The organism is Tardiphaga sp. 709 (assembly GCF_032401055.1).
Taxonomy (GTDB): Bacteria; Pseudomonadota; Alphaproteobacteria; order Rhizobiales; family Xanthobacteraceae; genus Tardiphaga.
In genome coordinates, this window is the sequence record NZ_CP135529.1 from 4,925,685 (window position 1) to 4,951,683 (window position 25,999).

General features: G+C 61.7%; 26 protein-coding genes. 17 read left to right on the forward strand and 9 right to left on the reverse strand.

All coding sequences use genetic code 11. The annotated features are described in order from the left end of the window. Window positions 1-52 precede the first annotated feature (52 nt). Window positions 53-256, reverse strand: coding sequence for a hypothetical protein (locus RSO67_RS23930; protein WP_315840855.1), 204 nt, complete (start codon window positions 254-256; stop codon window positions 53-55). Between the two features lie 122 nt (window positions 257-378). Between RSO67_RS23930 and RSO67_RS23935 the strand changes: the two genes are divergently transcribed. Both RSO67_RS23935 and RSO67_RS23940 read left to right on the forward strand, forming a co-directional pair. Then, window positions 379-1,872, forward strand: a complete 1,494-nt coding sequence (locus RSO67_RS23935) for a DUF1800 domain-containing protein (protein WP_315840856.1) — start codon at window positions 379-381, stop codon at window positions 1,870-1,872. After that, window positions 1,869-3,098, forward strand: a complete 1,230-nt coding sequence (locus RSO67_RS23940) for a DUF1501 domain-containing protein (RefSeq protein ID WP_315840857.1) — start codon at window positions 1,869-1,871, stop codon at window positions 3,096-3,098. Before RSO67_RS23935 ends, RSO67_RS23940 begins: the two co-directional genes overlap by 4 nt. A gap of 131 nt (window positions 3,099-3,229) precedes the next feature. Here the strand turns inward: RSO67_RS23940 and RSO67_RS23945 are convergent, their stop codons facing one another. The 3 genes from RSO67_RS23945 to RSO67_RS23955 all read right to left on the reverse strand — a co-directional run bounded on the left by RSO67_RS23945 (window position 3,230) and on the right by RSO67_RS23955 (window position 5,891). Next, window positions 3,230-4,174, reverse strand: coding sequence for an aldo/keto reductase (locus RSO67_RS23945; protein ID WP_315840858.1), 945 nt, complete (start codon window positions 4,172-4,174; stop codon window positions 3,230-3,232). A gap of 96 nt (window positions 4,175-4,270) precedes the next feature. Further along, a complete protein-coding gene (locus tag RSO67_RS23950) occupies window positions 4,271-5,125 on the reverse strand; it encodes a lysophospholipid acyltransferase family protein (RefSeq protein WP_315840859.1) in 855 nt (284 codons plus the stop codon). A 223-nt stretch (window positions 5,126-5,348) separates the two neighbouring features. Further along, the gene (locus tag RSO67_RS23955) at window positions 5,349-5,891 is read right to left on the reverse strand and encodes a PAS-domain containing protein (RefSeq protein ID WP_410001775.1); all 543 of its coding nucleotides are present in this window, start codon (window positions 5,889-5,891) and stop codon (window positions 5,349-5,351) included. A 260-nt stretch (window positions 5,892-6,151) separates the two neighbouring features. Between RSO67_RS23955 and RSO67_RS23960 the strand changes: the two genes are divergently transcribed. Next, window positions 6,152-6,508 (forward strand): DMT family protein, encoded by a 357-nt coding sequence (locus RSO67_RS23960; RefSeq protein WP_068731204.1) that lies wholly within the window; start codon window positions 6,152-6,154, stop codon window positions 6,506-6,508. Window positions 6,509-6,515: 7 nt separating this feature from the next. On the opposite strand, the gene RSO67_RS23965 is transcribed toward RSO67_RS23960, so the two are convergent. The 4 genes from RSO67_RS23965 to RSO67_RS23980 all read right to left on the reverse strand — a co-directional run bounded on the left by RSO67_RS23965 (window position 6,516) and on the right by RSO67_RS23980 (window position 10,161). Continuing rightward, complete coding sequence (locus RSO67_RS23965) at window positions 6,516-7,679, reverse strand: PQQ-dependent sugar dehydrogenase (RefSeq protein ID WP_315840860.1); 1,164 nt, start codon at window positions 7,677-7,679, stop codon at window positions 6,516-6,518. Between the two features lie 82 nt (window positions 7,680-7,761). Beyond that, complete coding sequence (locus RSO67_RS23970; protein ID WP_175367576.1) at window positions 7,762-7,935, reverse strand: hypothetical protein; 174 nt, start codon at window positions 7,933-7,935, stop codon at window positions 7,762-7,764. A gap of 140 nt (window positions 7,936-8,075) precedes the next feature. Continuing rightward, window positions 8,076-8,729, reverse strand: a complete 654-nt coding sequence (locus tag RSO67_RS23975; RefSeq protein ID WP_315840861.1) for a glutathione S-transferase — start codon at window positions 8,727-8,729, stop codon at window positions 8,076-8,078. Window positions 8,730-8,910: 181 nt separating this feature from the next. Further along, window positions 8,911-10,161, reverse strand: a complete 1,251-nt coding sequence (locus RSO67_RS23980) for a glycosyltransferase family 87 protein (protein ID WP_315840862.1) — start codon at window positions 10,159-10,161, stop codon at window positions 8,911-8,913. Between the two features lie 217 nt (window positions 10,162-10,378). On the opposite strand from RSO67_RS23980, the gene RSO67_RS23985 reads away from it, so the two are divergent. From RSO67_RS23985 to RSO67_RS24030, 10 genes are all read left to right on the forward strand, one after another. Beyond that, window positions 10,379-11,581 carry a pyridoxal phosphate-dependent aminotransferase gene (locus tag RSO67_RS23985; RefSeq protein ID WP_315840863.1) on the forward strand — a complete coding sequence of 401 codons (1,203 nt, stop codon included), beginning with the start codon at window positions 10,379-10,381 and terminating at the stop codon, window positions 11,579-11,581. Window positions 11,582-11,700: 119 nt separating this feature from the next. Beyond that, window positions 11,701-12,228 carry a DUF992 domain-containing protein gene (locus tag RSO67_RS23990; protein ID WP_315840864.1) on the forward strand — a complete coding sequence of 176 codons (528 nt, stop codon included), beginning with the start codon at window positions 11,701-11,703 and terminating at the stop codon, window positions 12,226-12,228. Between the two features lie 201 nt (window positions 12,229-12,429). Continuing rightward, on the forward strand, window positions 12,430-12,900 hold the full coding sequence (locus RSO67_RS23995; RefSeq protein WP_315840865.1) for a DUF992 domain-containing protein: 471 nt from the start codon (window positions 12,430-12,432) through the stop codon (window positions 12,898-12,900). A gap of 196 nt (window positions 12,901-13,096) precedes the next feature. Beyond that, window positions 13,097-15,160: an elongation factor G gene (locus RSO67_RS24000; protein ID WP_315840866.1), complete on the forward strand. Its 2,064-nt coding sequence runs from the start codon at window positions 13,097-13,099 to the stop codon at window positions 15,158-15,160. 11 nt (window positions 15,161-15,171) lie between these two features. Beyond that, window positions 15,172-15,678 (forward strand): hypothetical protein, encoded by a 507-nt coding sequence (locus RSO67_RS24005; protein ID WP_315840867.1) that lies wholly within the window; start codon window positions 15,172-15,174, stop codon window positions 15,676-15,678. A gap of 249 nt (window positions 15,679-15,927) precedes the next feature. Next, window positions 15,928-16,215, forward strand: a complete 288-nt coding sequence (locus tag RSO67_RS24010; RefSeq protein ID WP_315840868.1) for a helix-turn-helix transcriptional regulator — start codon at window positions 15,928-15,930, stop codon at window positions 16,213-16,215. A gap of 55 nt (window positions 16,216-16,270) precedes the next feature. After that, window positions 16,271-18,010 carry a SulP family inorganic anion transporter gene (locus RSO67_RS24015; RefSeq protein WP_315840869.1) on the forward strand — a complete coding sequence of 580 codons (1,740 nt, stop codon included), beginning with the start codon at window positions 16,271-16,273 and terminating at the stop codon, window positions 18,008-18,010. 142 nt (window positions 18,011-18,152) lie between these two features. After that, a complete protein-coding gene (locus RSO67_RS24020; protein ID WP_315840870.1) occupies window positions 18,153-18,998 on the forward strand; it encodes a shikimate dehydrogenase in 846 nt (281 codons plus the stop codon). 72 nt (window positions 18,999-19,070) lie between these two features. After that, entirely contained in the window at window positions 19,071-19,700 is a 630-nt protein-coding gene (locus RSO67_RS24025) for a hypothetical protein (protein WP_315840871.1), read from the forward strand. A 124-nt stretch (window positions 19,701-19,824) separates the two neighbouring features. Further along, window positions 19,825-20,526 (forward strand): alpha/beta hydrolase, encoded by a 702-nt coding sequence (locus tag RSO67_RS24030; protein ID WP_315840872.1) that lies wholly within the window; start codon window positions 19,825-19,827, stop codon window positions 20,524-20,526. Between the two features lie 7 nt (window positions 20,527-20,533). Here RSO67_RS24030 and RSO67_RS24035 read toward each other — a convergent pair whose 3' ends face one another. After that, on the reverse strand, window positions 20,534-21,673 hold the full coding sequence (locus tag RSO67_RS24035; protein WP_315840873.1) for an alpha-hydroxy acid oxidase: 1,140 nt from the start codon (window positions 21,671-21,673) through the stop codon (window positions 20,534-20,536). A gap of 123 nt (window positions 21,674-21,796) precedes the next feature. Here RSO67_RS24035 and RSO67_RS24040 point away from each other — a divergent pair, with 123 nt between their 5' ends. The 4 genes from RSO67_RS24040 to RSO67_RS24055 all read left to right on the forward strand — a co-directional run bounded on the left by RSO67_RS24040 (window position 21,797) and on the right by RSO67_RS24055 (window position 25,922). Continuing rightward, the gene (locus RSO67_RS24040) at window positions 21,797-21,994 is read left to right on the forward strand and encodes a hypothetical protein (protein WP_315840874.1); all 198 of its coding nucleotides are present in this window, start codon (window positions 21,797-21,799) and stop codon (window positions 21,992-21,994) included. Between the two features lie 250 nt (window positions 21,995-22,244). Continuing rightward, window positions 22,245-23,591 carry a phosphoglucosamine mutase gene (gene glmM, locus RSO67_RS24045; protein ID WP_089261706.1) on the forward strand — a complete coding sequence of 449 codons (1,347 nt, stop codon included), beginning with the start codon at window positions 22,245-22,247 and terminating at the stop codon, window positions 23,589-23,591. Between the two features lie 471 nt (window positions 23,592-24,062). After that, window positions 24,063-24,932 (forward strand): outer membrane protein, encoded by an 870-nt coding sequence (locus tag RSO67_RS24050; protein ID WP_315840875.1) that lies wholly within the window; start codon window positions 24,063-24,065, stop codon window positions 24,930-24,932. Window positions 24,933-25,085: 153 nt separating this feature from the next. Continuing rightward, on the forward strand, window positions 25,086-25,922 hold the full coding sequence (locus tag RSO67_RS24055) for an outer membrane protein (protein WP_315840876.1): 837 nt from the start codon (window positions 25,086-25,088) through the stop codon (window positions 25,920-25,922). Window positions 25,923-25,999: the final 77 nt, after the last annotated feature.

Genomic DNA, 25,999 nt, shown 5'->3' on the forward strand with positions numbered 1-25,999 from the left:
AAGCTGCTCGAGCCGGTGCGCAATCGCGCGCGACGTGGATCAGGCACGTCCGTCAGGTCGTGGCATGCGCTGCCGCTGCCTTGGCGCGCAGGCAGTCGCGACACAGGCAGTCGCCGCCTGTGGTCGGCATCGGCAGTTTTGCGGTCTCCTCGGCGCACCAGCAATTGCCCGACAGGTCGCAGCCGAATTCAGTCCCGCAGTCCGAACAGGTGAGGCGGCGGCTGAGCGGCTGTGCAGTTTCTGTCCGATAATTCATGAAAGCAGCCCAAATTTCAGCGCGATTTTCATGCCGGGTTCATCTGTTCCACCCGTATATCTGGGGTGTCGCCCTTGATGTTCCAATGCATCATAGGACGAAGGCAGAGTGAGGGAAACCCGATGGCCCGCGACCCGCAAGGTGCGCTGATTGCGCTGAACCGATTCGGCTTCGGCGCGCGGGGCGGCGCCTCCGGCGATATCGTCAATGCGGCCTCCGATCCCCGCGGCTTCGTGAAAGCCGAGCTCGCGCGCCCCAATGCGGCGCTGCTGGAATTGCCCGGCCTGCAATCGACGACGGAACTGGGGCAGGCGATGTTTGCCTATCAGCTCGAGGTGAAGACGGCGCGCGAGGCGGCGCTGAAGACGCCGGCACTCGTTCCGGTAGAAGCGAGCCCGGCCGCGATGGACAAGAAGCCGGAAGCGCCAGCCATGACCGGCAACACCACCATGACAGTGCAGCCCGATGCGGCGAAGCCCCCGCCGGCCGTCGCGCTGCCGCCCAATGTGGTGCAGAAGACCTATCGTGCAGAAGCGCTGGCGCGGATCCAGCGCGCGACCATTACCGAGGGTGGCTTTGTCGAACGCCTCGTTGTGTTCTGGTCGAACCATTTCTGCATCTCGGCCAGCAAGGGCGACCCGGCGCGGATGTGGGCTGGCTCATTCGAACGCGAGGCGATCCGCCCTTACGTGCTCGGCAAGTTTGCCGACATGCTGAAAGCCGTCGAACAGCATCCGGCGATGCTGTTCTTTCTCGACAACCAGCAGTCGATCGGCCCGAATTCAAAAGCCGGTGAGAGGGGCAAGCGCGGACTTAATGAGAATCTCGCGCGCGAGATCATGGAACTGCATACGCTCGGTGTCGGTGGTGGTTACACACAGGCCGATGTGACGTCGCTGGCGCGGATCATCACCGGCTGGACCTTTGCCGGCCGTGAAGGAAAGATCGGCACCCCCGGCAGCTTCGCTTTCAACGCCAATGCGCATGAGCCCGGGCCGCAGCAATTGCTGGACAAGACCTATGACGACACCGGGGTGACGCAGGGCGAAGCCGCGCTCGCCGATCTCGCACGCCATCCATCGACGGCGAAATTCATCGCCAGGAAATTCGCGCAGCATTTCGTGGCTGATGCGCCGCCGCCGGCACTGCTGGCGCGGCTGGAAGGCGTGTTCACAAAGACCGACGGCGATCTGAAGGCGCTGGCGCTGGCGCTGCTCGATTCCAATGAGGCCTGGCAGATGCCAATGGCCAAGCTGCGCACGCCCTATGAATATCTGATTTCCACCGGTCGATTGCTGGCACGTATCCCGGAAGATCCTGGCCGTTACTTTGCGGGGCTGCAGACGCTCGGCCAGCCGTTCTGGACACCGCCGGGGCCGAACGGTTTTCCGGACGGCAATGCCGCCTGGGCGGTGCCCGAAGGCATGAAGCTGCGGCTCGATCTCGCGGCACAGGTTTCGTCGCGCATTCCCGACAGTATCGATCCGCGTGAGATGCTCGACGTGGTCGCCGGCGAGGCGGCCTCATCCGAAACACGACAGACGATCGCGCGCGCGGAGACGCGGCAACAGGCCTTGACGCTGCTGCTGATGTCGCCGGAATTCCAGAGGAGATGATGATGGACTGCTGTGAAAGCCGGGCCTCGCTCGGCACGACGCGCCGCTCGCTCTTGCTGTCAGGCGCAGCCTTTGCCGCCTGGGCCTATATCCCGAAGTTCGCGCGCGCTGCGGACGCGCGCGATCCGCGCCTTGTCGTCGTCATCCTGCGCGGCGCGCTCGATGGCCTCGCCACCGTCGCGCCGCTCGGCGATCCCGATTACGCGGGCCTGCACGGCTCGATCGCGCTGGCGAAGGACGGACCCAACGCGGCCATCGCGCTGGACTCGTTCTTCGGCATGCATCCGGCGATGCCGGAATTCGCGCGGATGTATCGCGACAAGAAAGCGGCCGTGGTCCATGCGGTGGCGACGTCCTATCGCGAGCGCTCGCATTTCGACGGCCAGGACGTGCTGGAGAGCGGCTATGCTGGCCCCGGCCGCGTGCAGTCCGGCTGGCTCAACCGCGCGATCGAAGCGCTACCGCGTGGCGAGCGCGTCTCGTCGGGTCTTGCGATCGGACCGACCACGCCGCTGGTGCTGCGCGGCGCCGCGCCGACCGTCGGCTGGGCGCCGGTCAATCTGCCCAATGCGGCCGATGATACGGCGATGCGGCTGATGCAACTCTATCAGGACCGCGATCCCGCGCTGGCGACGGCACTGTCGCAGGGCCTGAAGCTCGACAAGATCGCCGTTGGCGACGAGATGAAACCGAAGGGCGGCGGCAATGCCGTGGCAGCGATGCGTCAGGTCGCACGCGGCGCAGCGAAACTCATGGCCGCGGATGACGGACCGCGCATCGCGGCACTGGCCTTCGACGGTTGGGATACCCATGCACAAGAGGGTGGGCCGGTCGGACGTCTCGCGCAATTGCTCGGCGGTCTCGATGGCGCGCTGGCGGAATTCGAGAGCGGGCTTGGGCCGCATTGGAAGGACACCATTGTCGTGGTCGCCACCGAATTCGGTCGCACCGCCAAGATCAACGGCACCGCCGGCACCGATCACGGCACCGGCACGATTGCACTGCTTGCTGGCGGCGCGATCAAGGGCGGCCGGGTGATTGCGGACTGGCCGGGCCTTGCGAATGGCAAACTCTATGAAGCCCGTGATCTCGCCCCGACCACGGATCTGCGTGCGATCTTCAAGGGCGTGCTCCACGATCATCTCGGCATCAGCGAGCGTGCACTGGCCGAGCAGGTGTTTCCTGACAGTGCGCTGGTGAAGCCGGCCAAGGGATTGGTGGGGTAGCTACAGAAGAACTCGTCATGCCCGGGCTTGTCCCGGGCATCCACGCCTTTGCTAAATCGACAGTGGTCAAGACGTGGATGGCCGGGACAAGCCCGGCCATGACAGAAATTGTAGTGACGCGCGTTGCTGGGCTACGTTGCCAACGTAATCCTGTCGATTTCCATCATCTCCTCCGCCGTCAGCTTCCACTGCGCCGCCTTCACATTTTGCTCGATCTGCTCGGGCGATGATGCGCCGGCGATGACGCTGGAGACTTGCGGGCGGGCGGCGAGCCACGAGAAGGCGAGCTCAAGCATCGAATGGCCGCGCGCGCTGACGAAGGCCTGCAGTTGATCCACCAAGGCGATGTTGCGCGGGTTCAGATAGCGCTCCTGCATATAGGTGGTCTTGCCGAAGCGCGTATCGGCGGGGACGTTCTTCAGGCCGGCATATTTACCGGTCAGCATGCCGCCGGCGAGCGGGAAGAACGGCAGCAGGCCGAGATTGAAATGCTGCGCGGCCGGCAGCAGGTCCTTCTCGATGTCGCGGACGACGAGACTGTATTCGTCCTGGCACGACACGAAAGGCGCAACGCCCATCTGGCGCGCGGCCATCTCGGCTTCGGCGATGCGCCAGGCCGGGAAGTTGGAATTGCCGATATAGCGCACCTTGCCCTGGCGGACGAGGTCGTCGAGCGTGCGCAGCGTCTCCTCGATGGGCGTCAGCGCATCGTAATCGTGCTGCTGATACAGATCGATATAGTCGGTCTTCAACCGCTTCAGGCTGGCTTCGACGGCGCTCATGATGTAGCGGCGCGAGGCGCCCTGCTTGCTGCCGTCATTGCTCATCGGCTTGCCGTATTTCGTCGCCAGCACGATGTCCTTGCGGCGATCGCCCAGCACTTCGCCCAGCACCGTCTCGGAGCCACCCATGCCGGCATAGATGTCGGCGGTGTCGAACAAAGTGATGCCGAGATCGATCGCCTTGTGGATGACCTTGCGCGCGGTCTCCAGATCGGTGCGCTGGCCGAAATTGTTGCAGCCGAGACCGACGGCGGAGACGCGAAGGCCGGAGCGGCCGAGATTGCGGATTTCCATGATGAGTGTGCCTTGTGAGGGAAGCGCGGACCAAGGTTATGGCGCGCGCCTCGTCACGCAGCAAGACGCTCTGCATCATGGCAGTCGCGCGGGCGCTCAGGCGATGGCGGAAGCGGACTCGGGCGGTTGAGCTTCGGGCGCGGGCAGGGCGGTCGGCGTCTTCCGCGGCGGGCCGGCGCGCAGGGCTGCGGATGTCATGCGCCGCACGGCGTTTTCCGCGTTACGCGTGATGGTCTTGCGATCAGCGGACATGTCATAGGCGACGGCCTCGCCCCAGCTTACGACGACGTCGATGGCGCCCGACGACAGGATGCCGATGAAATGCGGGATCAGATCTATGTCGCCATACCATGCCACGTTTTCGCGAAAGGCGCGGCCGACCGGCAATCCACCGAAGCCGACATAGGCGATCGACATCGGTTGCACCGTGATCTCTTTGTGATGCGTGGAATCGCCGAGCGCGTGATGCACCGAGCCGACCAGTGCCGAGCGAAACGGCAGCACGCGCATGCCGTCGCTGGAAGTGCCCTCCGCGAACAGGACCACCGCGTCGCCGGACAGCATGCGGTTGCCGATTTCCTGCGCCGTCGCGCCGGTCTTCTGGCGGCGTTCGCGCTCGACAAAAATCGTGCGCTGCAATTTGGCAAGCCAGCCGAACACCGGCCATTTGGCAACTTCGCTTTTGGCGACGAACACCACGGGCGCCCTGGCGCCGATGATGATGATGTCGAGCCATGAGACGTGATTGGAGAGGATCAATACCGGCGTGTCCGTCGTCCGCTTGCCGACCTCGTGAATGCGCACGCCGATCAGCGCGCAAAGGATACGGTGAAACAGATGCGGAATGCTCTGCTGCCAGCGCAGGCCGAAGGCCAGTGCGATCAGCTGAAACGGCGCCAGCAGCAGCGTCAGCATGGTCAAGGAGAGCAGGACGGCGGCGAAACGGATCATGGGTTTGTTATACCGGGGCCGACTTCCGCAGGCAAAGTCAGTTGCATGAATTAAAAGAAACCAAGGCAAAAAGAAGCGGTCCCGGTCAGCGCGGCAACTGACGGAGACCGCTGGGGAAGCACCCGATTGGCGACGGGGGGAAGCAACCGGCTGCATGGGGAGCCTAGCCGGGGCGAGTGACATCGCCATGACAACCCGGGATATCCACAGGTGGCGTTACGCCCTATTCGGCTGCATCCAGCCGGTGGGAGCCGAACACGTCGCCCTCGCGCAGCGCCAGATAATAGTCGCGCTCGGAGAGGTCGTCAGTGTGACGAATGAGGTCGGTCACCGGAGTGTAGCTCAGCATCCGTCCGCCATCGGGCAGCACGGCGCAACTCAGCCGCAGCACCCGGCCATTGGAGAGGCGCAACGTCGTCGGCGTGGAAGTGCCGGCGCGGATCATCTCGACGCACCTGGCGATGAAGCTGTCGACCTCGTCGTCGGGGAGGGCGTAAGCGTGGATATCGCGCGCGTGATACATCAGCGCGATCAGCGGCGGCTTGCTGTCGGCCTTCTCGTCGGGGAGCGTGAAGTAGTCGCGGAAGGCGCGGTTGATGAATTCGGCGCGGGTGTCGGCATTGAGAAGCACGATACCGATATCGATCCGGTCGAGCGCAGCCGAAAGACGCTGGGCGGTGGCTTGCTGCTCATTCTCGCGGGCCCGGGCCGCGCGTCGCAGCCGAAAGAGGCGGATTGCCAAAGTGATTCCAACGGCTGCGATCACAATGATCGCCGTTTCAATTCCCGGATCGAGAATCAGTCGCCAATCGTACTGCATCGGCTGTACCTGTGTCCGTACAAAGGTAAGAAACGCAGGTTGGCCTCTGGTTGCAAAAAGGCCCACAATTTCCCGGCGGTATAGCTAACGGCGCGTGAAGAGCCCGGCATCATTTTCCCCTTGTTCGCTTCAAATGCTATCGATGCCACCGGAACCGGCGCCGGCCCCTGAATGTTAGCGCCGGTATTTAAAAGGACCCCGATCGAATGCCCTTCACCATTCCGCCGCTGCTGCTGCCGATTTTGATGCTGCTGGCCTCGAATATCTTCATGACCTTCGCTTGGTATGGCCATCTCAAATTCAAGGATCACTCGTTGCCCCTCGTCATCATGGTGAGCTGGGGCATTGCCTTCTTCGAATATTGGCTGGCGGTGCCCGCCAACCGCTGGGGCAGCGAGGTCTACAATGCCGCCCAATTGAAGACGATGCAGGAAGTCATCACGCTGGTCGTGTTTGCTGCATTTTCGGTGCTGTATCTGAAGGAGCCGCTCGGCTGGAATCACGCGCTGGGCTTTGCCTTCATCGCGCTCGGGGCGTTCTTCATTTTCCACAAGTGGTCGTAACGACCGCTTACTTTCCAGCCGGCGTGATCCGCAGAATCCGTCCCGCTGAACTATCCGTCAGCAGCCACAGTGCGCCGTCCGGTCCTTGCCGGACGTCGCGGATGCGTTCGTTGAGATTTTGCAGGACGCGTTCTTCGGACGTGACCGTGTTTCCGTTGAGCTGTAGCCGTACCAGCATCTGGCCGGCCAGCGCGCCGGTGAACAGGCTGCCGCGCCAGCGCGGGAAGAGATCGCCGGTATAGAACGTCATGCCGGACGGGGCGATCGACGGCACCCAGTATTTCACGGGTTGCTCCATGCCCGCCTTCGACGTGGTTTCGTGGATCTTCGCGCCGGAATAGTCGATGCCGTAGCCGATCACAGGCCAGCCGTAATTCTTGCCCTTGTCGATGATGTTCACTTCATCGCCGCCGCGCGGCCCGTGCTCGGTCTCCCACAATTCACCGGTCGCCGGATTGATGGCGAGGCCTTGCTGGTTGCGATGACCGTAGCTCCAGATCTCCGGCCTGGCGCCGTCGCGGCCGACAAATGGATTGTCTTTCGGCACAGATCCATCCGGCGCGATACGGATCAGCTTGCCGAGATGATTATCGAGACTCTGCGCCTGATCGCGGCCGCTATAGTGTTCGCCGAGTGTAACAAACAGGTTGCTGTCAGGCGCCTGAACAATACGGCAGCCGTGGTGATTGCCCGACGACAGCGGGCCGTCCTGGCGAAAGATCACCTTCATGTCGTCGAGGCGCGGCGCAGCGCCGTCGATGAGCTTGCCGCGCGCCACGGCGGTGCGACCGCCGCTGCCCGAACGTTCCGAGTAGCAGAAGTAGATCGTGGTGTTCTGCGCGTAGTTCTTGTCGGTGATGACATCGAGCAAACCGCCCTGGCCGACGGCCATCACCTCGGGCACGCCTTTCACCGCAGGCGACAACTGTCCCTGCGGCGAGACGATACGGATGCGACCGGGCCGTTCTGTAACGAGCATGCGGCCCTCGGGCAGGAACGCCAGTGCCCATGGATAAGCGAGGCCGGAGGCGACGGTCTGTACTTCGAGCCTGCCGGCCGACGAGCCGAACGAGGTATTTTCGCCACGGGTGGTCGTGGCGATCAGAAGGCTCGCGGTCACGACGATAGCCGCCGTCAACGTGACGGTGACCCAGATCACGGGCCTTTTCATCGGTATGGCTCCATCACGGAGTCGCAGGTTGCATAAGCGATGCGCGGCATCGCGGCTGAGTGTTTATGAGTTGTGGGGACCGTCAGAGCGGCATCGCACTCGCCACCGGGATCGACATCACGGTGAGGGCGAGAATGACGCAGAGCGACAGACAACCAACCGCGAGCGACGCCGCGACGGCGTGGGTCAACCGGGTGGATGCGATGGACGTGGGGCGCGCCTGAAATCCTGCACCCACGCGAAGCGACCGTATCATGGCCGTAAATCCTTCAAATCGCGGGCGAATCACCCGCGTGCTACAAATTCGCAGCTGCGGCAGGCGAGATTTGGGCGGGATTGGCCGTAACTATGGCAGGAAAATGGCATTCACGGCGTTTATGCCCGCTATTTCAGGACCTAAGCGTCGGCGACTACGTCCAAAGTATCGTATTCCGACGATGTCGGATGCCAGTCCATGGTGATAAAGCCCGGCTGGGTCTCCACCAGTCGCAGCCAGCGGCGGATCGACGGAAAGCTGGACAGGTCGAAATCGCACTTCTCGGCGACGTGGGTGTAACCGTACAGCGCGATGTCGGCGATGGTCAGCTGGCCCGCGGCGAAGAAGTCATGGATCTTGAGGTGATTCTCCATCACCTGCAGCGCGGCGTAGCCCCGCTCCATCCAGTCTTCCAGCGCGTGGGTCTGCAGGTCGCGACCACCGCGCACCAGGCATAGCCAGAAATAGGCAGCACCGAGATTCGGCTCCAGCGCGTGCTGCTCGAAGAACATCCACTGCATGGCTTCGGCACGGTCCATCCGCGATTCCGGCGCCAGAGACGTGCCGATGGCGACATACCAGAGGATGGCGTTGGATTCGGCGAGATAGCGGCCTTCGGCAATCTCGAGCAGCGGCACCTGGCCGCTGGGATTCTTGGCCAGAAATTCCGGGGTACGGCTCTCGCCGCGCAGAATGTCCACTTCGATGGCGCGATAAGGCGCGTCCAGGAACGCCAGCGCAAGGCGAACCTTGTAGCTATTGCCAGAGCGCTGCATCGAATAGAGTTTGTACATTCGCAGATGTTCAATTCATTTCAGGTCAAGGCAACTGCGCGATTGGCCAACGCGTATCGCGGTTAGACAATGATGCTGATGCGAGCCTGTCGCAAGGCCCAAGGAATGGAAAAAGTCGAAAACGGCTGCGGCAGTCTGGATTGAGAAAAATGTATGTCAGGCAGCATTCCGCAATGGAAGATCACGCTGCCGCGATCTGTGTGTGAAGGTGCTGCGATGTGCTGTTATTAGCGAGTGCGCGCCGCACCACGATGATATAGAAAACGACCATCACCAGAAAGCCGAGCGGCAGTTCGATGGCGCCGGCGATGCTGCGCGTCAGCAGCGGCATGATCCAGGTCAATGCGAGCAGGCTGATCTCATAATCGCGAAATCCTGTGCTGAAGCCGGTTACGATCATGAATGCAATGGCTGGACCGAGAAGCATCAGATCGTAGTCAAGCACGTGCGGCGAAGCGAGAAGGGTTGCGATCAACAGGATTGCGGCCTTGAGATTTGCGTCACGTGCGACGCGCCACGCCCAGACTGCGCTGGCAATCACGGCGATCGAGACGATGCCCTGGACGAGATACGCGGATAGGATATTTCCCCTCCACATCCGTATTGCCGCGAATGCGCTCTGCAGTTTCTCGAATCCGACCTGTCCCTGTTCGAGCAGGAGCTGACGCGATGTCTCGGTAACGGATGCGAAAGCGATCCAGCAGTCGATGCCGAACAAGGCGGTCGTGATACACGTGAGAGCGATGATGGTGATGGTTGCTGCAGCAATGCATCGCCACTGGCCCGCCGCGAATAACGCCAGCGGAATGACAATGGCAAATTGCGGCTTGTAGGCCATCAGCGCAAACAGGATGCCTGCAAGATAAGGGCGCTGCGGAAGAGCGAGCAGGGCGCTGCCGAACAGGCCCGCGGTCAAAAAGCCGTTCTGACCATGACCGAGATTGATGAATGCCGCTGGGAACGCCATCGCTACCGGGAGCCACAAGCGATGGACCGCATCAGGCAGGGCAGCTCGTTTCAGGATCGCCGAGATCACGAACAGGTAGAATACGAAGCTGCCGCCCTGCCAGATAGCAAGCGCGAACGGGTAGGGGAGCATTGCCAGCGGAGTTGCGACCAGCAGAAAAATCGGCGGATAGAACCAGGCGTAATAGGGGGTATCGCTGCCGAAAAGTTGCTGCTGGCGCGCGTAGTGCGCCGCTACCGTATAACTATCGTGGGCTTTGCCCTCGAGGGCGAGCGCTCCCGCGGTATAGAAGCTTGAGAAATCGGTCCCGATCGGCTTGCCGTTGCGGTCGATCACGCCATCCGAGACCGCAATCCAGCCGGCGACGGCCAATATGCCCAGAGCGAGCACGATCAGGCTGTAAGCCCGCACGCGTTCGAGGGTCAGCCATGCGCCGCTTTCAATGTGCTGCCAGATCCGGATCATTCTAAGGGTGCATTTTGGCTCAAATCGTCGATTGCGGCGTGCGGTTGACGCTACCGGCCCCCGTTTAACGCTTGCTGAATTGCATCACTTCCAGATGTGTTTTTGCCCAAGCTTCTTGCGATGCAACGTCGCACGCACTAGGGTGCGCCGATCCCAGCAGGATCAGCCATTTTGACGTCGCCGACCGCGGGTCAGCGACCTTTCTCAGGAGAAGATGATGTCGTTTTTGTCCGCTGCGCTCGACCGTGTGAAGCCGTCCGCGACGATCGCGGTGACGGATAAAGCACGTGCGCTGAAAGCAGCCGGCCGCAACGTCATCGGCCTTGGTTCGGGCGAGCCCGATTTCGACACCCCGGCGAACATCAAGTTGGCAGCGATTCACGCCATCGAGGCCGGCAAGACCAAGTACACCGCCGTGGACGGTATTCCCGAACTGAAGGAAGCCATTATCGGCAAGTTTCAGCGCGAGAACGGCCTGACCTACAAGCCGAACCAGATCATCGTCGGCACCGGCGGCAAGCAGGTGCTCTACAACGCGCTGATGGCGACGCTGAACCCGGGTGACGAAGTCATCATCCCGGCGCCGTATTGGGTGAGCTATCCGGAAATGGTGGCGTTGGCCGGCGGCACGCCCGTGTCCGTGGTCTGCACCGCAGAATTCGGCTTCAAGCTGCAGGCTTCCGCGCTGGAAGCGGCGATCACGCCGAAAACCAAGTGGATCATCCTGTGCTCGCCGTCGAACCCGACGGGCGCCGCCTACAAGAAGTCGGAGCTCAAGGCACTCACCGATGTCCTCGTGAAGCATTCTCACGTTTGGGTGATGACCGACGATATGTATGAGCACCTCGTCTATGACGACTTCGAGTTTACCACGCCGGCACAGATCGAACCGTCTTTGTTCAATCGCACGTTGACCGTGAACGGCGTCTCCAAGGCTTACTGCATGACCGGCTGGCGCATCGGTTACGCCGGTGGTCCCGCCGAGCTCATCAAGGCAATGGCGACGATCCAGTCGCAGTCGACCTCGAACCCGTCGTCGATCGCGCAGTGGGCAGCCGTCGAAGCGCTCAACGGTCCGCAGGACTTCATCCCGAAGAACAATGCCGTGTTCAAGGAGCGTCGCGATCTCGTGGTGGCAATGTTGAATCAGGCCTCGGGCATCAACTGCCCGCGTCCCGAAGGCGCGTTCTACGTCTATCCGTCCTGCGCCGGCACCATCGGCAAGACTGCGCCTTCGGGCAAGGTTATTGCCAATGACGAAGACTTCGTCACAGAACTGTTGGAAACCGAAGGCGTGGCGGTGGTGCAGGGTTCGGCCTTCGGCCTCGGCCCGGCATTCCGCATCTCCTACGCGACGAAAACGTCCGATCTCGAAGATGCCTGCAAGCGCATCCAGCGCTTCTGCGGAAATCTTCGGTAACAAAACCTGCCCCGAAACTTTTGACGATTTCGGGGCTTATTCCAGGAAGCGCCTTGTTTTCGACACGGCGCTTCCTTCTTGTCCCCCCGCTATCAAAATCCCCAAGGTGGAGTAACACTATGCGACTTTCCAAGATGTTCGGCCTGACGGCCGTGGCCTTTGCGGCGTCGGTTGCGACCGCAAATGCACAGCAGCCTGGCAGCGTTCAGGTTGGCGTGCTGGAGTGCCGTGGCGGCCAGAACGTCGGCTACGTGGTCGGTTCGAATGCGCACCTCAATTGCGTCTTCCAGAGCGCCGGTGGCCGCGCCGAAGGTTACGTCGCGAACATCCGCCGTTTCGGCCTTGATCTCGGCTTCACCGAAAACACCACGGTGCAGTGGGCTGCATTCGCTCCGACCACCCGCGTGCCGCGCGGCGCACTGGCCGGCAGCTACGGCGGCGTTGGTACCAACGCATCGGTTGGCCTCGGTTTCGGCGGCAACTTCCTCGTTGGCGGTCCGGGCAACACCTATTCGCTGCAGCCGATCTCGGTGCAGGGCCAGACCGGTCTGAACGTCGCCAGCGGCATCGTTCAGCTCGAACTGGAAGCGACCGGTCCGGTCAGCGGTCATCGTCGCCACAAGCGTGGTCATCGTAGCCACCGCTAAGTGATTGCTGCGATCGTGTAAGCGATCGGCAAGGTTAACGAAAAGGCCCGCGCGAGCGGGCCTTTTTTGTTGCGCGCGCCACATGCGTGGCGCTGTCATTGAGCGGTATCATTGGCTATGGATAGTTCAGTTGACGCGGATGTGATTGAAGCCTCCGCGTCAAGGATCCCTGCATCACACCGTTCACCCGGAGATCACTCGATGAGCCGCCTTTCGCTCCTTCTCGGCCTTGCCGCCTCGACCTTCGTTGCCTTCAGCGCGCAAGCCCAGCAGCCCGTTCAACTCGGCGTCCTGAATTGCCGCGGCGGCGCCAGTGTCGGTTTCGTCGTTGGGTCGGTTACCAATCTCGGCTGCGTCCTTACCGGTACCGGCCGTCCGGATCAGCCTTATGTCGCAACCATCCGTAAGGTGGGTATCGATCTCGGCATCACCCAGGAAACCGCACTGTCATGGGCCGTGTTCGCACCGGTGAACTATGCCGGTCAGGGCGATCTGTCCGGCAACTATGCCGGCGCACAGGGTTCAGCCTCGTTCGGTGTCGGCCTCGGCGCCAACGTGCTGGTGGGCGGTTCGCAGAATTCGATCGCGCTGCAGCCGCTCAGCCTGCAGGGTTCGACCGGTCTCAATGTTGCCGCCGGTCTCGAAAGCCTGGAACTGCGCCCAGGCCGCTGATCGCCACAACGGTCGCTTGAACGCGTCCAATCCGGCTTCGCCATATGCGGAGCCGGATTTTTCGTATCGCGATCCCACCACATTTGATTGTGCCTGCCGCATCGCAGCGACGTTTCCGTCTTGCCAAATGTCCGGACCGGGTCGAGCATCGATGGCCGACCCAATCACGGGCCGAGCTCCAGACAAGGAGGCGGCAATGGGACAAGACCTGAGAAGTCCCCGCGGTCCACAAGGCAATGCCGCAAGGTGCATTGCGCTGGTGGGCCCCTTCCAGAGCGGAAAAACCACACTGCTTGAAGCGATCATGGCCCGTACCGGGGCGATCCCGCGGGCCGGCAGCGTCGATAACGGTACGAGTATCGGCGATGCCAATGCGGAAGCCAGAGCCCACAAGATGGGCGTCGGCCTCACCGCGGCCACTACCACTTTCATGGGCGACAGCTACACATTCATCGACTGTCCGGGCTCGGTGGAGTTCGCACATGACATGCGCGCGGCATTGCCCGCCGTCGACGCAGCCATCGTGGTTTGCGAGGCAGATGCGCGAAAATTGCCGCAGCTGCAATTGATCCTGCGCGAACTCGAAGACCTGGGCATTCCCAGATTTCTGTTTCTCAACAAGATCGACCGCGCCCACAAGCGTGTGCGCGAGACGCTAGCCACATTGCAGCCGGCCTCGCGCGTGCCGCTGGTGCTGCGGCAGATCCCGATCTGGAACGGCGACCTGGTCGCCGGTTTCGTCGATCTAGCGCTGGAGCGCGCTTTCGTCTACCGCGAGCATAAGGCGTCCGAGGTCATCAAGCTCGAAGGCGGCGATCTCGACCGCGAGAAGGAAGCGCGTTTCTCCATGCTGGAGAAGCTTGCGGATCACGACGACGCGCTGATGGAGCAGTTGCTTGACGACATCGCGCCGCCGGCCGACGCGGTGTTCGACGATCTCGCGCGCGAATTGCGCGAAGGCCTGATCTGTCCGGTGCTGCTGGGCTCGGCGATGCGCGAGAACGGCGTGCTGCGGCTGATGAAGGCGTTACGCCATGAGGCACCCGGCGTGGCCGAGACGGCGAAGCGTCTCGGCGTGCCCGACAGCAAGGATGCGATCGGTTACGTGTTCAAGAGCAGCCATCTGCAGCATGGCGGCAAGCTGTCTTACGCGCGCTTGCTGAGTGGTCATCTCGATGATGGTGCAACATTGCTGTCCTCGCCCGGCGAAAGCGGGCGCGTCTCCGGCATTCTTTCGGCGAGCGGCGGACATGACAGCAAGCGCGCATCGGCCGAAGCGGGCGAGACCGTCGCGCTCGGCAAGCTCGATCATGTCAGGACCGGCGACACGATCTCGACCGGCAAGACCGTGCCGGCGCCTCTGGTGAATGTCGTGGCTGCGTCGCCGGTGCTGGCTATGGCGCTGGCGTCGGCCGATCGCAAGGACGACGTCAAGCTCGGCCAGGCGCTGTTGCGGCTGACCGAGGAAGATCCGTCACTTGCGGTGGTCAATAACGCGCAGACCCATGACGTGGTGTTGTGGGGGCAGGGCGAGATGCATCTGCGCGTGGCGATGGAGCGTCTGCACGAACGCTTCGGCATCAACGTCAAATCCCATGCGCCGGTCATCGGCTATCAGGAGACCATCCGCAAACCGATCACCCAGCGCGGCAGGCACAAGAAACAGTCCGGTGGTCACGGCCAGTTTGGCGACGTTGTGCTTGAGATTGGCCCGTTGCCGCGCGGCGAAGGCTTTGCATTCCAGGAAAAGGTGGTCGGTGGCGCGGTGCCGCGCAACTACATTCCCGCGGTGCAGGAAGGCGTCGTCGACGGGCTGCAGCGTGGCCCGCTCGGTTTCCCCGTCATCGACGTGCAGGTGACGCTCACCGACGGGTCCTATCACAGCGTCGATTCTTCCGATCAGGCGTTCCGGACGGCTGCCCGCATCGGTTTCACCGAGGCGCTGCCGCAATGCCAGCCGGTGCTGCTGGAGCCGATCCATACGGTGGAGATCGTCTGTCCCACCGAGGCCACGGCCAAGGTCAACGCCATCCTGTCAGGACGGCGCGGCCAGATCCTCGGTTTCGACACCCGGGACAACTGGCCGGGCTGGGACACGGTGCGCGCGCTGTTGCCGGAAGCGGAGATCGGCGATCTGATCGTTGAACTCCGATCGGCCACCGCCGGTGCCGGCAGCTTCACCCGCAGCTTCGACCATATGGCCGAAGTCTCGGGCCGCACTGCCGACCAGATCGTTGCGGCGCATCGGGTAGCAGCTTAGTACAGTGGCCCATGACGCTTGGACCGCGGGTTGTGATCATCGGCAATAGCGGCTCGGGCAAGAGCACGCTGGCGCGGCAGCTTGAAAGCCGCGTCGGCGGCGAACGGACCGATCTCGATCATATCCATTGGCTGGACAGGGTCGGTGCGAAGCGCGACGAGGAGGAAGCAAAGGAGCGGGTTGCTGCCCTTGCCGCCAAGCCGAACTGGATCATCGAAGGCGTCTATGGCTGGCTGGCGGAAGCCGCGTTTCCGCGAGCGACCGCGCTGATCTGGCTCGACATGAGCCCGCAGGTCTGCCGCGACAGTCTGGCCGTGCGTGGCCCCTTGCGCGGCGCGACAGCCGAGGAGCATGCCGACTTTCTCGGATGGGCGGAGGACTACTGGCAGCGATCGACGCCCACGTCGTTTGCCGGCCATCAGGCACTGTTCGCGCAATTCCCGAACGCGAAGATCAGGTTCGGTGACCGAACCGCCGTCGATGATTTCTTGGCGAACCTGGCCGGGATCGGTCCGTAGCTGCACGTTTTCCGGTCGCCAGTATATGGCTGCCTATCCCGAACGCCCCTTGCCCATCTGATATCGCTCTTGAACAAGATGTGACGACTTGGCGGGGGACGATCCAGAACAATGCTGACTTCGCCGAGCAATCTTGCGCTCGCTTCTGCGCTTGCCCGCTATACCATTTCAAACGTCTTCAATGATGTTTTAAACATCATTGAAGACGTTTTGTATTTGATATAAGACTCTCTAAACAGGAAGCTTAGCTTGATCACATCGTTTCAGATGCGCGCAGCGCGGGCGTTGCTGGGGATCGATCAAAAGCGGCTGGCGGAACTGGCCGGCGTCTCGCTGCCTACGATTCAGCGCATGGAAGCGAGTGATGGCAACGTCAGAGGCGTGGTGGATTCGCTGATCAAGGTTGTCGATGCCCTCGATCGCTCAGGCGTCGATTTGATCGGCGAGAACGTTCGCAGCGATTCCGGCGGACGAGGGGTGAGGCTGAAACAGCCCGGTCCACCACCGAAACTTGAAGAGCCAAAGCTGACGGATTGAGAACGGGCCGCGGCCTCGATCGAGATTCGCGGCGAGTGACAGGGGCGAGTCGGGAATGGACATTTCCAGAAATCGCGCGCGGGGGTCGCATCAGCCGACCTTCGCCGAACTGTTCACGCCGAAATTGATCACGGTACTGCGCGAAGGCTACGGCATCGCCGATCTGCGCGCCGACATCTTGTCTGGCTTGACGGTGGCAATCGTCGCGCTTCCGTTGTCGATGGCGATTGCCATTGCCTCGGGGACGTCGCCGGATCGTGGCCTCGTCACCGCTGTGATCGGCGGCTTCCTCGTGTCTGCGCTGGGTGGAAGCCGCTTTCAGATCGGCGGCCCAGCTGGCGCCTTCATCGTGCTGGTGGCTGCCACCGTGAGCCGCCATGGGATCGACGGACTGATCCTCGCCACCATGATGTCGGGCATTTTTCTGATGGCGGCGGGCTATCTCCGGCTCGGCACCTACATCAAGTTCATTCCCTATCCGGTCACGGTCGGTTTCACAGCCGGCATCGCCGTCATCATCTTCGCCAGCCAGATCAGGGATCTGTTGGGGTTGACGCTGACTGGCAAGGAGCCGGGAGATCTCATTCCCAAGCTGGAGGCCCTGGGTTCCGCGTTGCCGACGGTAAACGCTGCGGCCGTTGCCATCACTATCGTCTCGCTCGTGATCATTGTCGGGCTCAGGATGCTGCGGCCATCATGGCCCGGCATTCTGATCGCGGTGGTCGCGAGCGCCGTCGCGGCAGCTTCGTTGGCGCTGCCCGTGGAAACCATCGGCACCCGCTTCGGGGGCATTCCGCAATCGTTTCCGTTGCCGACGCTGCCCGCGATGTCCCTTGCCAAATTGCAGGCTATCCTCCCCGATGCGATTGCCTTCGCGCTGCTCGGCGCCATCGAATCGCTTTTGTCGGCGGTTGTTGCCGATGGCATGACCGGGCGGCGGCACCGGTCGAACTGCGAATTGGTGGCGCAAGGCGTTGCCAACATCGGCGCAGCCTTGTTTGGAGGAATCTGCGTGACCGGCACCATCGCGCGGACCGCGACCAATGTCCGGGCTGGCGCGCATGGGCCGCTCTCGGGCATGCTGCATTCTGTGTTCCTGCTGGCATTCATCCTGATCGCAGCGCCACTGGCGAGCTATATTCCGCTCGCGTCGCTGGCCGCCGTGCTGGCGGTGGTGGCGTGGAATATGGCGGAGAAGCATGAGTTCAACACGCTGCTGCGTTCGTCATGGGGCGATGCGCTGGTTCTGCTGGCGACGTTCCTGCTGACGGTTTTTCGCGATCTCACCGAGGGCATCCTGGTCGGCTTCGCGCTTGGCGCCGTGCTGTTCATCAACCGCATGGCGGAGATCACGGGGATAGAGACTGATGGGCCGCTGGTCGCTGCCGATCGCGCGGATGATGCCAATGGCGATCGCGCACCATACGATGCGAAACTGGCGAGCGATCCGGATGTGATGGTCTATCGCATCACCGGCGCGTTCTTCTTCGGCGCGGCCTCGACCATTGGTTCGGTGCTCGACGGCTTCTCGGATCGCCACAAGGCTTTCGTGATCGATTTTGCCGCGGTCCCCTTCCTGGATTCCACTGCTGCGAACGCGATCAAGGGCATTGCCGAGAAGGCAAAGCGACAAGGCGTCCGCGTGATTCTCACCGGCACCTCGCAGGGCGTGCGCCGGGCGCTGCTGACCCACGGCGCGCGACCGCCGCTGGTCAAATACCGTGCGGATGTTGCAGCGGCCGTCAGCGAGATCAAGACCCGACGCGCTGCAGCGATCCAGGAGGCGTCGAGCTGATGGCATCGGCAATTGCTCGCAGCTGCAGTATTGATCGTCTGCATGGTTGTCGGACTTGCTGTGCGCCGCAAAACTGTCGGATGATTAAGAGCCCCTGCATGATTTTTATGCTACGCACGCTTCCGCTTGAAGCGAAGGATGAATGATGCCGAACGAGACCAAGCCCCGCGCCGCCTGTTTGATCGGCTGGCCTGCCGCGCATTCGCGCTCGCCGCTGATCCACCATCACTGGCTGCGCAGCATGGATATTCCGGGCGGCTACAGTATCGAGTCGATTCCACCGGAAGGCGTGGCCGAATTCGTGATGAACCTGTCCAAGCATGGTTACATCGGCGCGAACGTGACGATCCCGCACAAGGAGCGCGTGCTGAAACTCACCGCGCCGGATCGCCGCGCGCGCGCGGTCGGGGCCGCCAACACGCTATGGTACGATCACGGTACGCTGCGCGCGACCAATACGGATATTGAAGGCTTCATCGACAATCTCGATCATTGCGCGCACGACTGGGACCATGCCGATGACGCGCTGGTGCTCGGCGCTGGCGGCTCGTCGCGTGCAGTGGTGTTCGGACTGCTGGAACGCGGAATCAAACATGTCTATGTCGCCAATCGCAGTCTCGATCGCGCCGAGGCGATGGCCGCACAATTCGGTTCGCAGGTGGTGCCGCTGGCGTGGGAGAATGTCACCAGCATGTTGCCGCGCGCATCCTTGCTGGTGAACACCACGTCGCTCGGCATGAACGGCCAGCCGCCATTGATCATCGACCTCGATCTGTTGCCTGACCAGGCGGTCGTCGCCGATCTCGTTTACGTGCCGCTCGATACGCCGCTGCTCGCCGCCGCCCGCGCGCGGGGCCTCCGCACGGCGGACGGACTCGGCATGCTGTTGTATCAGGCCGTGCGCGGCTTTGAGCTCTGGTTCGGGCAGCGCCCCGATGTGACGCCGGAACTGCGTCGCCTCGTCGAGGCCGATCTCACAGTGGCGTGAGCGGGGAATAGCCATTTGGCCTTGGGGTTTCCATCTGCAGCGGTGGGCGCTGCCTTCAAAGGAAATTCCCCTATGGTTCAGATCTTATCGACGTCGGCTCGCTTGTTCGCGGGCTCACTTCTCGCTGGTTCATTGCTGATCTCCGCTGCATCGGCGCAGCAGCCGCAACCTCTGCGCATCCGTGGTGCCATCGAAGCCGTCGATGGCGCGGTGTTGACGATCAAGACGCGCGAAGGCGATGAGCGCAAAGTGAAGATGACGGACAATGTCACCGTCACCGGCATAGCCAGAACGACAATGGCCGAGGTGAAGCCCGGCTCCTATATCGGCGTGACCGGCATGCCACAGGCCGATGGGTCGCAGAAGGCCATCGCGATCCATATCTTTCCGGAAGCGATGCGCGGCACCGGCGAAGGTTCGCGCCCCTGGGATCTGCGCCCCAACAGCAGCATGACCAATGCCACCGTCGATCAGAAGGTCCAGGCCTCCGATGGCCAGACGGTGACGGTGAAGTACAAGGACGGGGAAAAGAAAGTGACCGTGACGCCTGACACGCCGATCGTGACATTCGTGCCGGGCAACAAGGATGAACTCAAGCCTGGCGCCAAGATCATCATCATGGGCGCCACCAAGAAGGATGACGGCACGTTCGAGACGGCGCGGGTCAATGTCGGGCTGGATGGGCTGACGCCGCCGATGTGAGAAATTCGAAACAGCGGAGAAGCTCTTGCGCAGGCCATTCCTCACACCGTGCCTAATCCTCGCATCTCTGTTTTTGTCTGCGCTGCAATTCGTTGCTGCGCAGACACTTGCTCCGACAGAGCGCGTGCTGAACCTACCTGTTCATGGCGGGGATCAGCAGCGCGCGCTCTATGTCAGTCCATCGCATCCACGCGCGACCATCGTAATGCTGCCTGGCGGAGCGGGCGATATAGGCATCACCCGGGATGGCGACATAGCGCACGGTAACAACTTCGTCGTCCGTTCGCGCGTGCTCTGGAATGCTGCGGGTTTCGCGGTGCTTATCCCTGACGCCCTCGACAATCAGAACCTGCGCGGGCTGCGCAGCTCGCCGCAATATGCAGCACTTGTCGGCGATCTTGTCGCTGCGGCTCATGCGCAGGCGCCGGGACCGGTCTTTCTGCTCGGGACCAGCCAAGGCACGATTGCGGCGATGAACGGCGCAGCGAATCTGCGTGATGGTCAGATCGCGGGTATCGTGCTCACTGAGTCGGTGTCGCGCCTTGGTGGCAGCCACGAGACGGTGTTCGACGCGCATCCTGAACGAGTCAATGTGCCCGCACTCGTCGTCGCCAATTCAGACGATCGCTGCAATGTCGCACCGCCGGAAGACGCCGACAAGATCGCAGCAGCGATGACTGGCGCGCCGCGCGTCAAGGTCATCAGGGTCAGTGGCGGAGATCAGCGCTCGTCCACGGATTGCGGGTCGCTGTCTCCGCACGGCTATTACGGCATCGAGCAAAAAGTCGTCGATACGATCGCCGCGTGGATCGACGCGGCGATCTGACGAGGCCTTACTGCACCAAAACGTGCCTGTCGATCTCGGCGATCGAATTCACGCCGCACAGGCCCATGGTCACGCTGAGTTCGTTGCGCAGGATGTCCAGCGCCTTGGTCACGCCGGGGCCGCCATAGGCACCGAGGCCGTAGATATAGGCGCGGCCGATCATGCAGGACTTCGCGCCGAGGGCGAGCGCACGCATCACGTCCTGCCCCGAGCGGATGCCGCTGTCGAACATCACTTCGATCTCCGAGCCGACGGCATCGGCGATCCCCGGCAGTACCGAGATTGACGACGGTGCGCCGTCGAGCTGACGTCCGCCGTGGTTGGATACGACCATCGCCTGCGCGCCGACCTTCACGGCTTCGCGGGCATCCTCGATATCGTGAATGCCCTTGATCACGATCTTGCCGGGCCAGATGCTGCGGATCCAGTCGAGATCCTTCCAGTTCAACGACGCATCGAATTGCGATGCTGTCCACTGCGCGACGGAGCCGAGATCGTCGGTGTTCTTCACGAAGCCGGCGATGTTGCCGAAGTTGCGCCGCTTGGCTTTCAGCGTGCGCATCAGCCAGCCGGGCTTGCTGGCGAAGTCGATCATATTCTTCAGATTGAAGAGCTGCGGTGGCACGGACAGACCGTTCTTGATGTCGGCATGACGCTGGCCGATCACTTGCAGATCGACAGTCAGCACCAGCGCGCTGCACCTCGCTTTGATGGCGCGCTCGATGAGCTCCTTGATGAAGCCGCGATCCTTCATGACATAGAGCTGAAACCAGAATGGCTTCTCGACATTCTCGGCGAGGTCTTCGATCGAATTGATTGACATCGTCGAGAGCGTATAGGGGATACCCGCCGCCTGCGCCGCCCGGCAGGCGTGAATTTCGCCGTCGCCATATTGCATGCCGGTGGAGCCGACCGGCGCGCAGATCAGCGGCATGGTGGCCTTCTCACCGAGGATGGTCGTCGAGGTGTCGCGATTGGCGATGTCGACCAGAATGCGCTGGCGGAACTTCAGCTTTTGCAGATCCTCGCAATTGGCGCGGAACGTGTCTTCGCTATAGGAGCCATGGTCGACATAATCGAAGAACGCCTTTGGCACGTTGCGCTTATGCTCAAGGCGAAGATCTTCGATGCAGGTGATATGCTTCATGAGATGTCCCAGCCGTTCTTGTCTTTGCTTGTATTTGCTTGTTTCGGTGTCATCTAGCATGGTTAGGCGGTCCGCCATATCATCCTTGTCATCGGGATGTCGTCGAAATTGAAGGAGGCCAGAATGTCCGGCTCCAAGACAAATCCAGCAGGCCACGGGGTCGGCAAGGCTCCAGGCAAGGCGGCTGCGGACGAAGAAAAGCGACAGCTGGAAGTTGCGCTGGACGAAGGGTTGGAGGAGACTTTTCCGGGCTCCGATCCGGTCAGTGTGACCCAGCCTGCCCATTCAAAGGCGGATGCGCATATCAAACGAAAGGACTGAGCTGGGCCGGGTTCCGTAAGCCGGCGTTCTCTCGAAGGCGTTACATCAAAGGTGCGGTATATAAGTAATATCAATGGCTTGTCGTTAATTACGTGTTCCGGGCCTTGGTAATGATTCATCATATTTTTTGAAGCGATTTTAGGGGCCCGAGCCTTATAAGTCCGTCACATATATGGCGCTGCCAATGGGTCAGTCGCCTGAGACAGGGTTTTGAGTCCTCGCGCAAGACGCGAGGGCATTGGGGGTTACCATGAGCCGTAAATATTTCGGGACAGACGGCATTCGCGGCCGCGCCAATGGTTTGATCACGCCGGAACTGGCACTGAAGGTTGGGCAGGCCGCAGGTCTTGTGTTTCAGCGCGGCGAACACCGTCATCGTGTCGTGATCGGCAAGGATACCCGTTTGTCCGGCTACATGATCGAAAATGCGATGGTGGCAGGCTTCACGTCGGTCGGCATGGATGTGCTGCTGGTCGGGCCGATGCCGACGCCCGCCGTGGCGATGCTGACCAAGTCGATGCGCGCCGATCTCGGCGTGATGATTTCCGCATCGCACAATCTGTTCGAGGACAACGGCATCAAGCTGTTCGGACCGCTCGGCTACAAGCTGTCGGACGATGTCGAGAAGCAGATCGAGGAATTGCTCGACGAGAATCTCGACAAGAGACTGTCGCAGAGCGCCAGCCTCGGTCGGGCGCGCCGCATCGACGGGGTGCATGATCGTTACATCGAATTCGCCAAACGTACACTGCCGCGAAATCTCAGCCTCGATGGCTTGCGCGTCGTCATCGATTGCGCCCATGGCGCCGCCTACAAGGTGGCGCCGGAGGCGCTCTGGGAACTCGGCGCGGACGTCATCTCCATCGGCGTCGAGCCCGACGGTTTCAACATCAACAAGGAATGCGGATCGACTGCGCCGGAAGCGCTGAGCCGCAAGGTGCGCGAGATGCGCGCCGATATCGGCATTGCGCTGGATGGCGACGCCGATCGGCTGATCATGGTCGACGAGCGTGGCCATCTGGTTGATGGCGATCAGTTGCTCGCCGTTATTGCGCAGAGCTGGAAGGAAGACGGACGGCTTGCCAAGCCGGGTATCGTCTCTACCGTGATGTCAAATCTCGGTCTGGAGCGCTTCCTGAAGGGGCAGGGCATCGACCTCATCCGTACGGCGGTGGGTGATCGCTATGTGCTCGAGCAGATGCTGCAGCACGGCTACAATGTCGGCGGCGAACCCTCGGGCCATATCATCATGTCGGACCATGCGACGACAGGCGACGGTTTCGTAGCCGCGCTGCAGGTGCTGGCCGTGGTGACCAAGCTCGGTCGGCCGGTGTCGGAAGTTTGCCACCTGTTCGATCCGTTGCCGCAGATTCTGAAGAATGTGCGTTATCGCAGCGGCAAGCCGCTCGATGATGCGGAAGTGAAATCCACCATCGCTGCCGGCGAACAGCGCCTCAATGGTCATGGTCGTCTCCTGATCCGCCCGTCGGGCACGGAGCCGGTCATCCGTGTGATGGGAGAGGGCGATGACCGCGTGATGGTCGAGGAAGTGGTGGATTCCATCGTTGACGCGCTGGGCCACGCGGCCGCAGCGTAAGCTTCCTGTTCGTTCGCTCTGGCCGAGGCGCCAGCGCGAACTGCCGAGCTGACATGAAGAGCCGTCTTGTCCGAATATTTATCGGGTGAGGCGGCTCTTCCGCATTTTGATAGCTCACGTTGGAGCGCTTTCGAGCGAAGTGGGCACCGGTTCGCATCAAGAAAACGCGTCTCAACAAAAAGCCGGAGCCTCGGTTCTAATCCGGTCAGAGTCGAAGGCTCCTGGCAGGTAAGTCCTCGTTAACACCTGGCGATGCCGCGGCGCATTGCAGCGCGTTTTGATAGCAAGACATTGTTAGTAACTGTGGCGACGCAGTGGCCTGATGGAATTTGCGTGCATTTTCGTCACCAAATATCAACCTTAAAAGTTAGGGTTAAGCGCCGCTTAAGGAGTTGGTGTCATCGTCCGATTGTGAGTTTTCGAGTGTGAGGCCTCCATTAGTTGTCTCACTGGCCCAAAAGGACGAAGCCAATGCGTAGCGTTAAATTCATTCTGGCCGCAGGCGCGGCTTCCCTGATGTCGACCGCTGCTTTCGCTGCCGACATGCCCATTGCTCCACCGCCTCAGATGTATGCGCCGCCGCCGGTCGAAGATTTCGGTGGTTGGTACCTGCGCGGCGATATCGGTTTCAGCAATCAGCGCGTCAAGAACATCGAGATGGGTGACGGTCGCAACGCCAATCTCCTCTCGCTTCAGCAGACCACTGCCTTTGATACGGCTGGCATCTTCCAGCTCGGTGTCGGTTATCAGTTCAATAACTGGTTCCGCGGTGACATCACCGGCCAGTATCGCGGCAATTCGAACTTCAAGGGCACCGATCACGTAACGTTCCCGTCGAGCGGCCTCGTCGGTACCGGCGTGAACAACTACAACGCCACCAAGTCCGAATGGGTGGTGATGGCCAATGGTTACGTCGATCTCGGCACCTGGTGGTGCGTGACCCCGTTCGTCGGCGCCGGCGTCGGCATGGCTCGCGTCAACATCGCGAACTACACGGATAACGGTGCGATCAATGTCGGTTCCGCCGGCGGCGTGCCCTTCATCGGCGGCCCGTTCCCAAGCTACGCAAGCGCACCGGCAGCATCGAAGTGGAACTTCGCATGGGCCCTGCACACGGGCCTGGCTTACAAGGTCAATCCGGCAATGACCGTCGAACTCGGCTACAGCTACATGAACCTCGGCGATGGCCAGACCGGACCGGTCTCGACCTATGACGGCTTCACCCGCGGTGTGGCGATGCAGTTCAAGGACATCACCTCGCATGACCTGAAGCTCGGCGTGCGCTGGAATCTCGACAGCCCGCCGGCCTATGCGCCGCCGCCGTTGATCCGCAAGGGCTAAAGCTAAGCGGATTGCCTCAACTATCTTAAGAGACCTTAACGGCGCGGGAGCTTCCCGCGCCGTTTTGTTTTGTGCGGACGGTATGATTGCAACCAATGATTAAGGTTAACAGCGGATGATCGGGACAGTTCGGTGAGTTGAGGAATTGTCGTGATGCGTAGACTTCTGATCGCTGCAGCGCTGCTGGGCGCAGTGCAAACCGCTCAAGCCGCCGATATGCCGGAGTTCCCGGCGCTGCGCGGTTCGTTCCCTGAGGGACTGAGCCGCGACCGTCCGACCTGGGAAGGCTTCTATGTCGGCGGGCAGGCCGGATACGGCACTTCCGACGAGAAGTTCACGGGCTCCAATTCAGCAATGACTGCAGGCCTGCTCTCCAACACATTGATCGAGAGTGAGATGGGCGTGTCGAGTTGGCCGCTCAGCTTTACGAAGCAGTCCGCTCACGGTCACGGCTATGGCGCCTTTGCCGGTTACAATTCCCAGTGGGACGACGTCGTGATCGGCCTTGAAATGAGCTACTTGCACGGCAAGTTCGGCGGCGCTTCGTCAGGCAGCATGAGCCGCTACATGCTGTTGTCGGACGGGGACTACCATTCCGTCACGTCATCGGCGTCCAGCTCGATCACCATCAATGACATCGGAACCTTCCGCGCACGCGCCGGCTACGTCTGGGGCGGCTTCATGCCCTATATGTTCGGCGGTCTTGCGCTCGGCCAGGCCGATACCGTGAGAACGGTGTCGATTCGCGAGACGGAAACGGCAGGTCCCGCATCGACAACGCCGGCGAGCCTTCTCGGTGCGAAGACGCCGCTCACGCAAGTTAACGGGCAATATAGCCGCCTGATCTACGGATACACTGCGGGCCTTGGCGTCGACGTCAATCTTGTCGGGGGTCTATTCCTGCGCGGTGAATGGGAATACATCCGCTTCACATCCGCGATTGATACCACCATCAACACCGTACGCGCCGGTGTAGGCTACAGGTTCTGATCTGACGACGTCGCGGCGCGGTCTCCTCGTTGCAGGACGTCTCGCTGTTGACATGTCTCGATGCAGGTGATGCTTTA

Bases quoted from the DNA above. Each gene is read 5' to 3' on its own strand.
- RSO67_RS23960 (WP_068731204.1), top strand. From the start codon at position 6,152: ATGCCCTTCACCATTCCGCCGCTGCTGCTGCCGATTTTGATGCTGCTG.
- RSO67_RS23970 (WP_175367576.1), bottom strand. From the start codon at position 7,935: ATGATACGGTCGCTTCGCGTGGGTGCAGGATTTCAGGCGCGCCCCACG.
- RSO67_RS23985 (WP_315840863.1), top strand. From the start codon at position 10,379: ATGTCGTTTTTGTCCGCTGCGCTCGACCGTGTGAAGCCGTCCGCGACG.
- RSO67_RS23980 (WP_315840862.1), bottom strand. From the start codon at position 10,161: ATGATCCGGATCTGGCAGCACATTGAAAGCGGCGCATGGCTGACCCTC.
- RSO67_RS24000 (WP_315840866.1), top strand. From the start codon at position 13,097: ATGGGACAAGACCTGAGAAGTCCCCGCGGTCCACAAGGCAATGCCGCA.
- RSO67_RS24040 (WP_315840874.1), top strand. From the start codon at position 21,797: ATGTCCGGCTCCAAGACAAATCCAGCAGGCCACGGGGTCGGCAAGGCT.
- RSO67_RS24035 (WP_315840873.1), bottom strand. From the start codon at position 21,673: ATGAAGCATATCACCTGCATCGAAGATCTTCGCCTTGAGCATAAGCGC.
- RSO67_RS23950 (WP_315840859.1), bottom strand. From the start codon at position 5,125: ATGATCCGTTTCGCCGCCGTCCTGCTCTCCTTGACCATGCTGACGCTG.
- RSO67_RS23975 (WP_315840861.1), bottom strand. From the start codon at position 8,729: ATGTACAAACTCTATTCGATGCAGCGCTCTGGCAATAGCTACAAGGTT.
- RSO67_RS24015 (WP_315840869.1), top strand. From the start codon at position 16,271: ATGGACATTTCCAGAAATCGCGCGCGGGGGTCGCATCAGCCGACCTTC.
- RSO67_RS24050 (WP_315840875.1), top strand. From the start codon at position 24,063: ATGCGTAGCGTTAAATTCATTCTGGCCGCAGGCGCGGCTTCCCTGATG.
- RSO67_RS24055 (WP_315840876.1), top strand. From the start codon at position 25,086: ATGCGTAGACTTCTGATCGCTGCAGCGCTGCTGGGCGCAGTGCAAACC.
- glmM (WP_089261706.1), top strand. From the start codon at position 22,245: ATGAGCCGTAAATATTTCGGGACAGACGGCATTCGCGGCCGCGCCAAT.
- RSO67_RS24025 (WP_315840871.1), top strand. From the start codon at position 19,071: ATGGTTCAGATCTTATCGACGTCGGCTCGCTTGTTCGCGGGCTCACTT.
- RSO67_RS23995 (WP_315840865.1), top strand. From the start codon at position 12,430: ATGAGCCGCCTTTCGCTCCTTCTCGGCCTTGCCGCCTCGACCTTCGTT.
- RSO67_RS23930 (WP_315840855.1), bottom strand. From the start codon at position 256: ATGAATTATCGGACAGAAACTGCACAGCCGCTCAGCCGCCGCCTCACC.
- RSO67_RS24020 (WP_315840870.1), top strand. From the start codon at position 18,153: ATGATGCCGAACGAGACCAAGCCCCGCGCCGCCTGTTTGATCGGCTGG.
- RSO67_RS23945 (WP_315840858.1), bottom strand. From the start codon at position 4,174: ATGGAAATCCGCAATCTCGGCCGCTCCGGCCTTCGCGTCTCCGCCGTC.
- RSO67_RS23965 (WP_315840860.1), bottom strand. From the start codon at position 7,679: ATGAAAAGGCCCGTGATCTGGGTCACCGTCACGTTGACGGCGGCTATC.
- RSO67_RS23935 (WP_315840856.1), top strand. From the start codon at position 379: ATGGCCCGCGACCCGCAAGGTGCGCTGATTGCGCTGAACCGATTCGGC.
- RSO67_RS23940 (WP_315840857.1), top strand. From the start codon at position 1,869: ATGATGATGGACTGCTGTGAAAGCCGGGCCTCGCTCGGCACGACGCGC.
- RSO67_RS23990 (WP_315840864.1), top strand. From the start codon at position 11,701: ATGCGACTTTCCAAGATGTTCGGCCTGACGGCCGTGGCCTTTGCGGCG.
- RSO67_RS24005 (WP_315840867.1), top strand. From the start codon at position 15,172: ATGACGCTTGGACCGCGGGTTGTGATCATCGGCAATAGCGGCTCGGGC.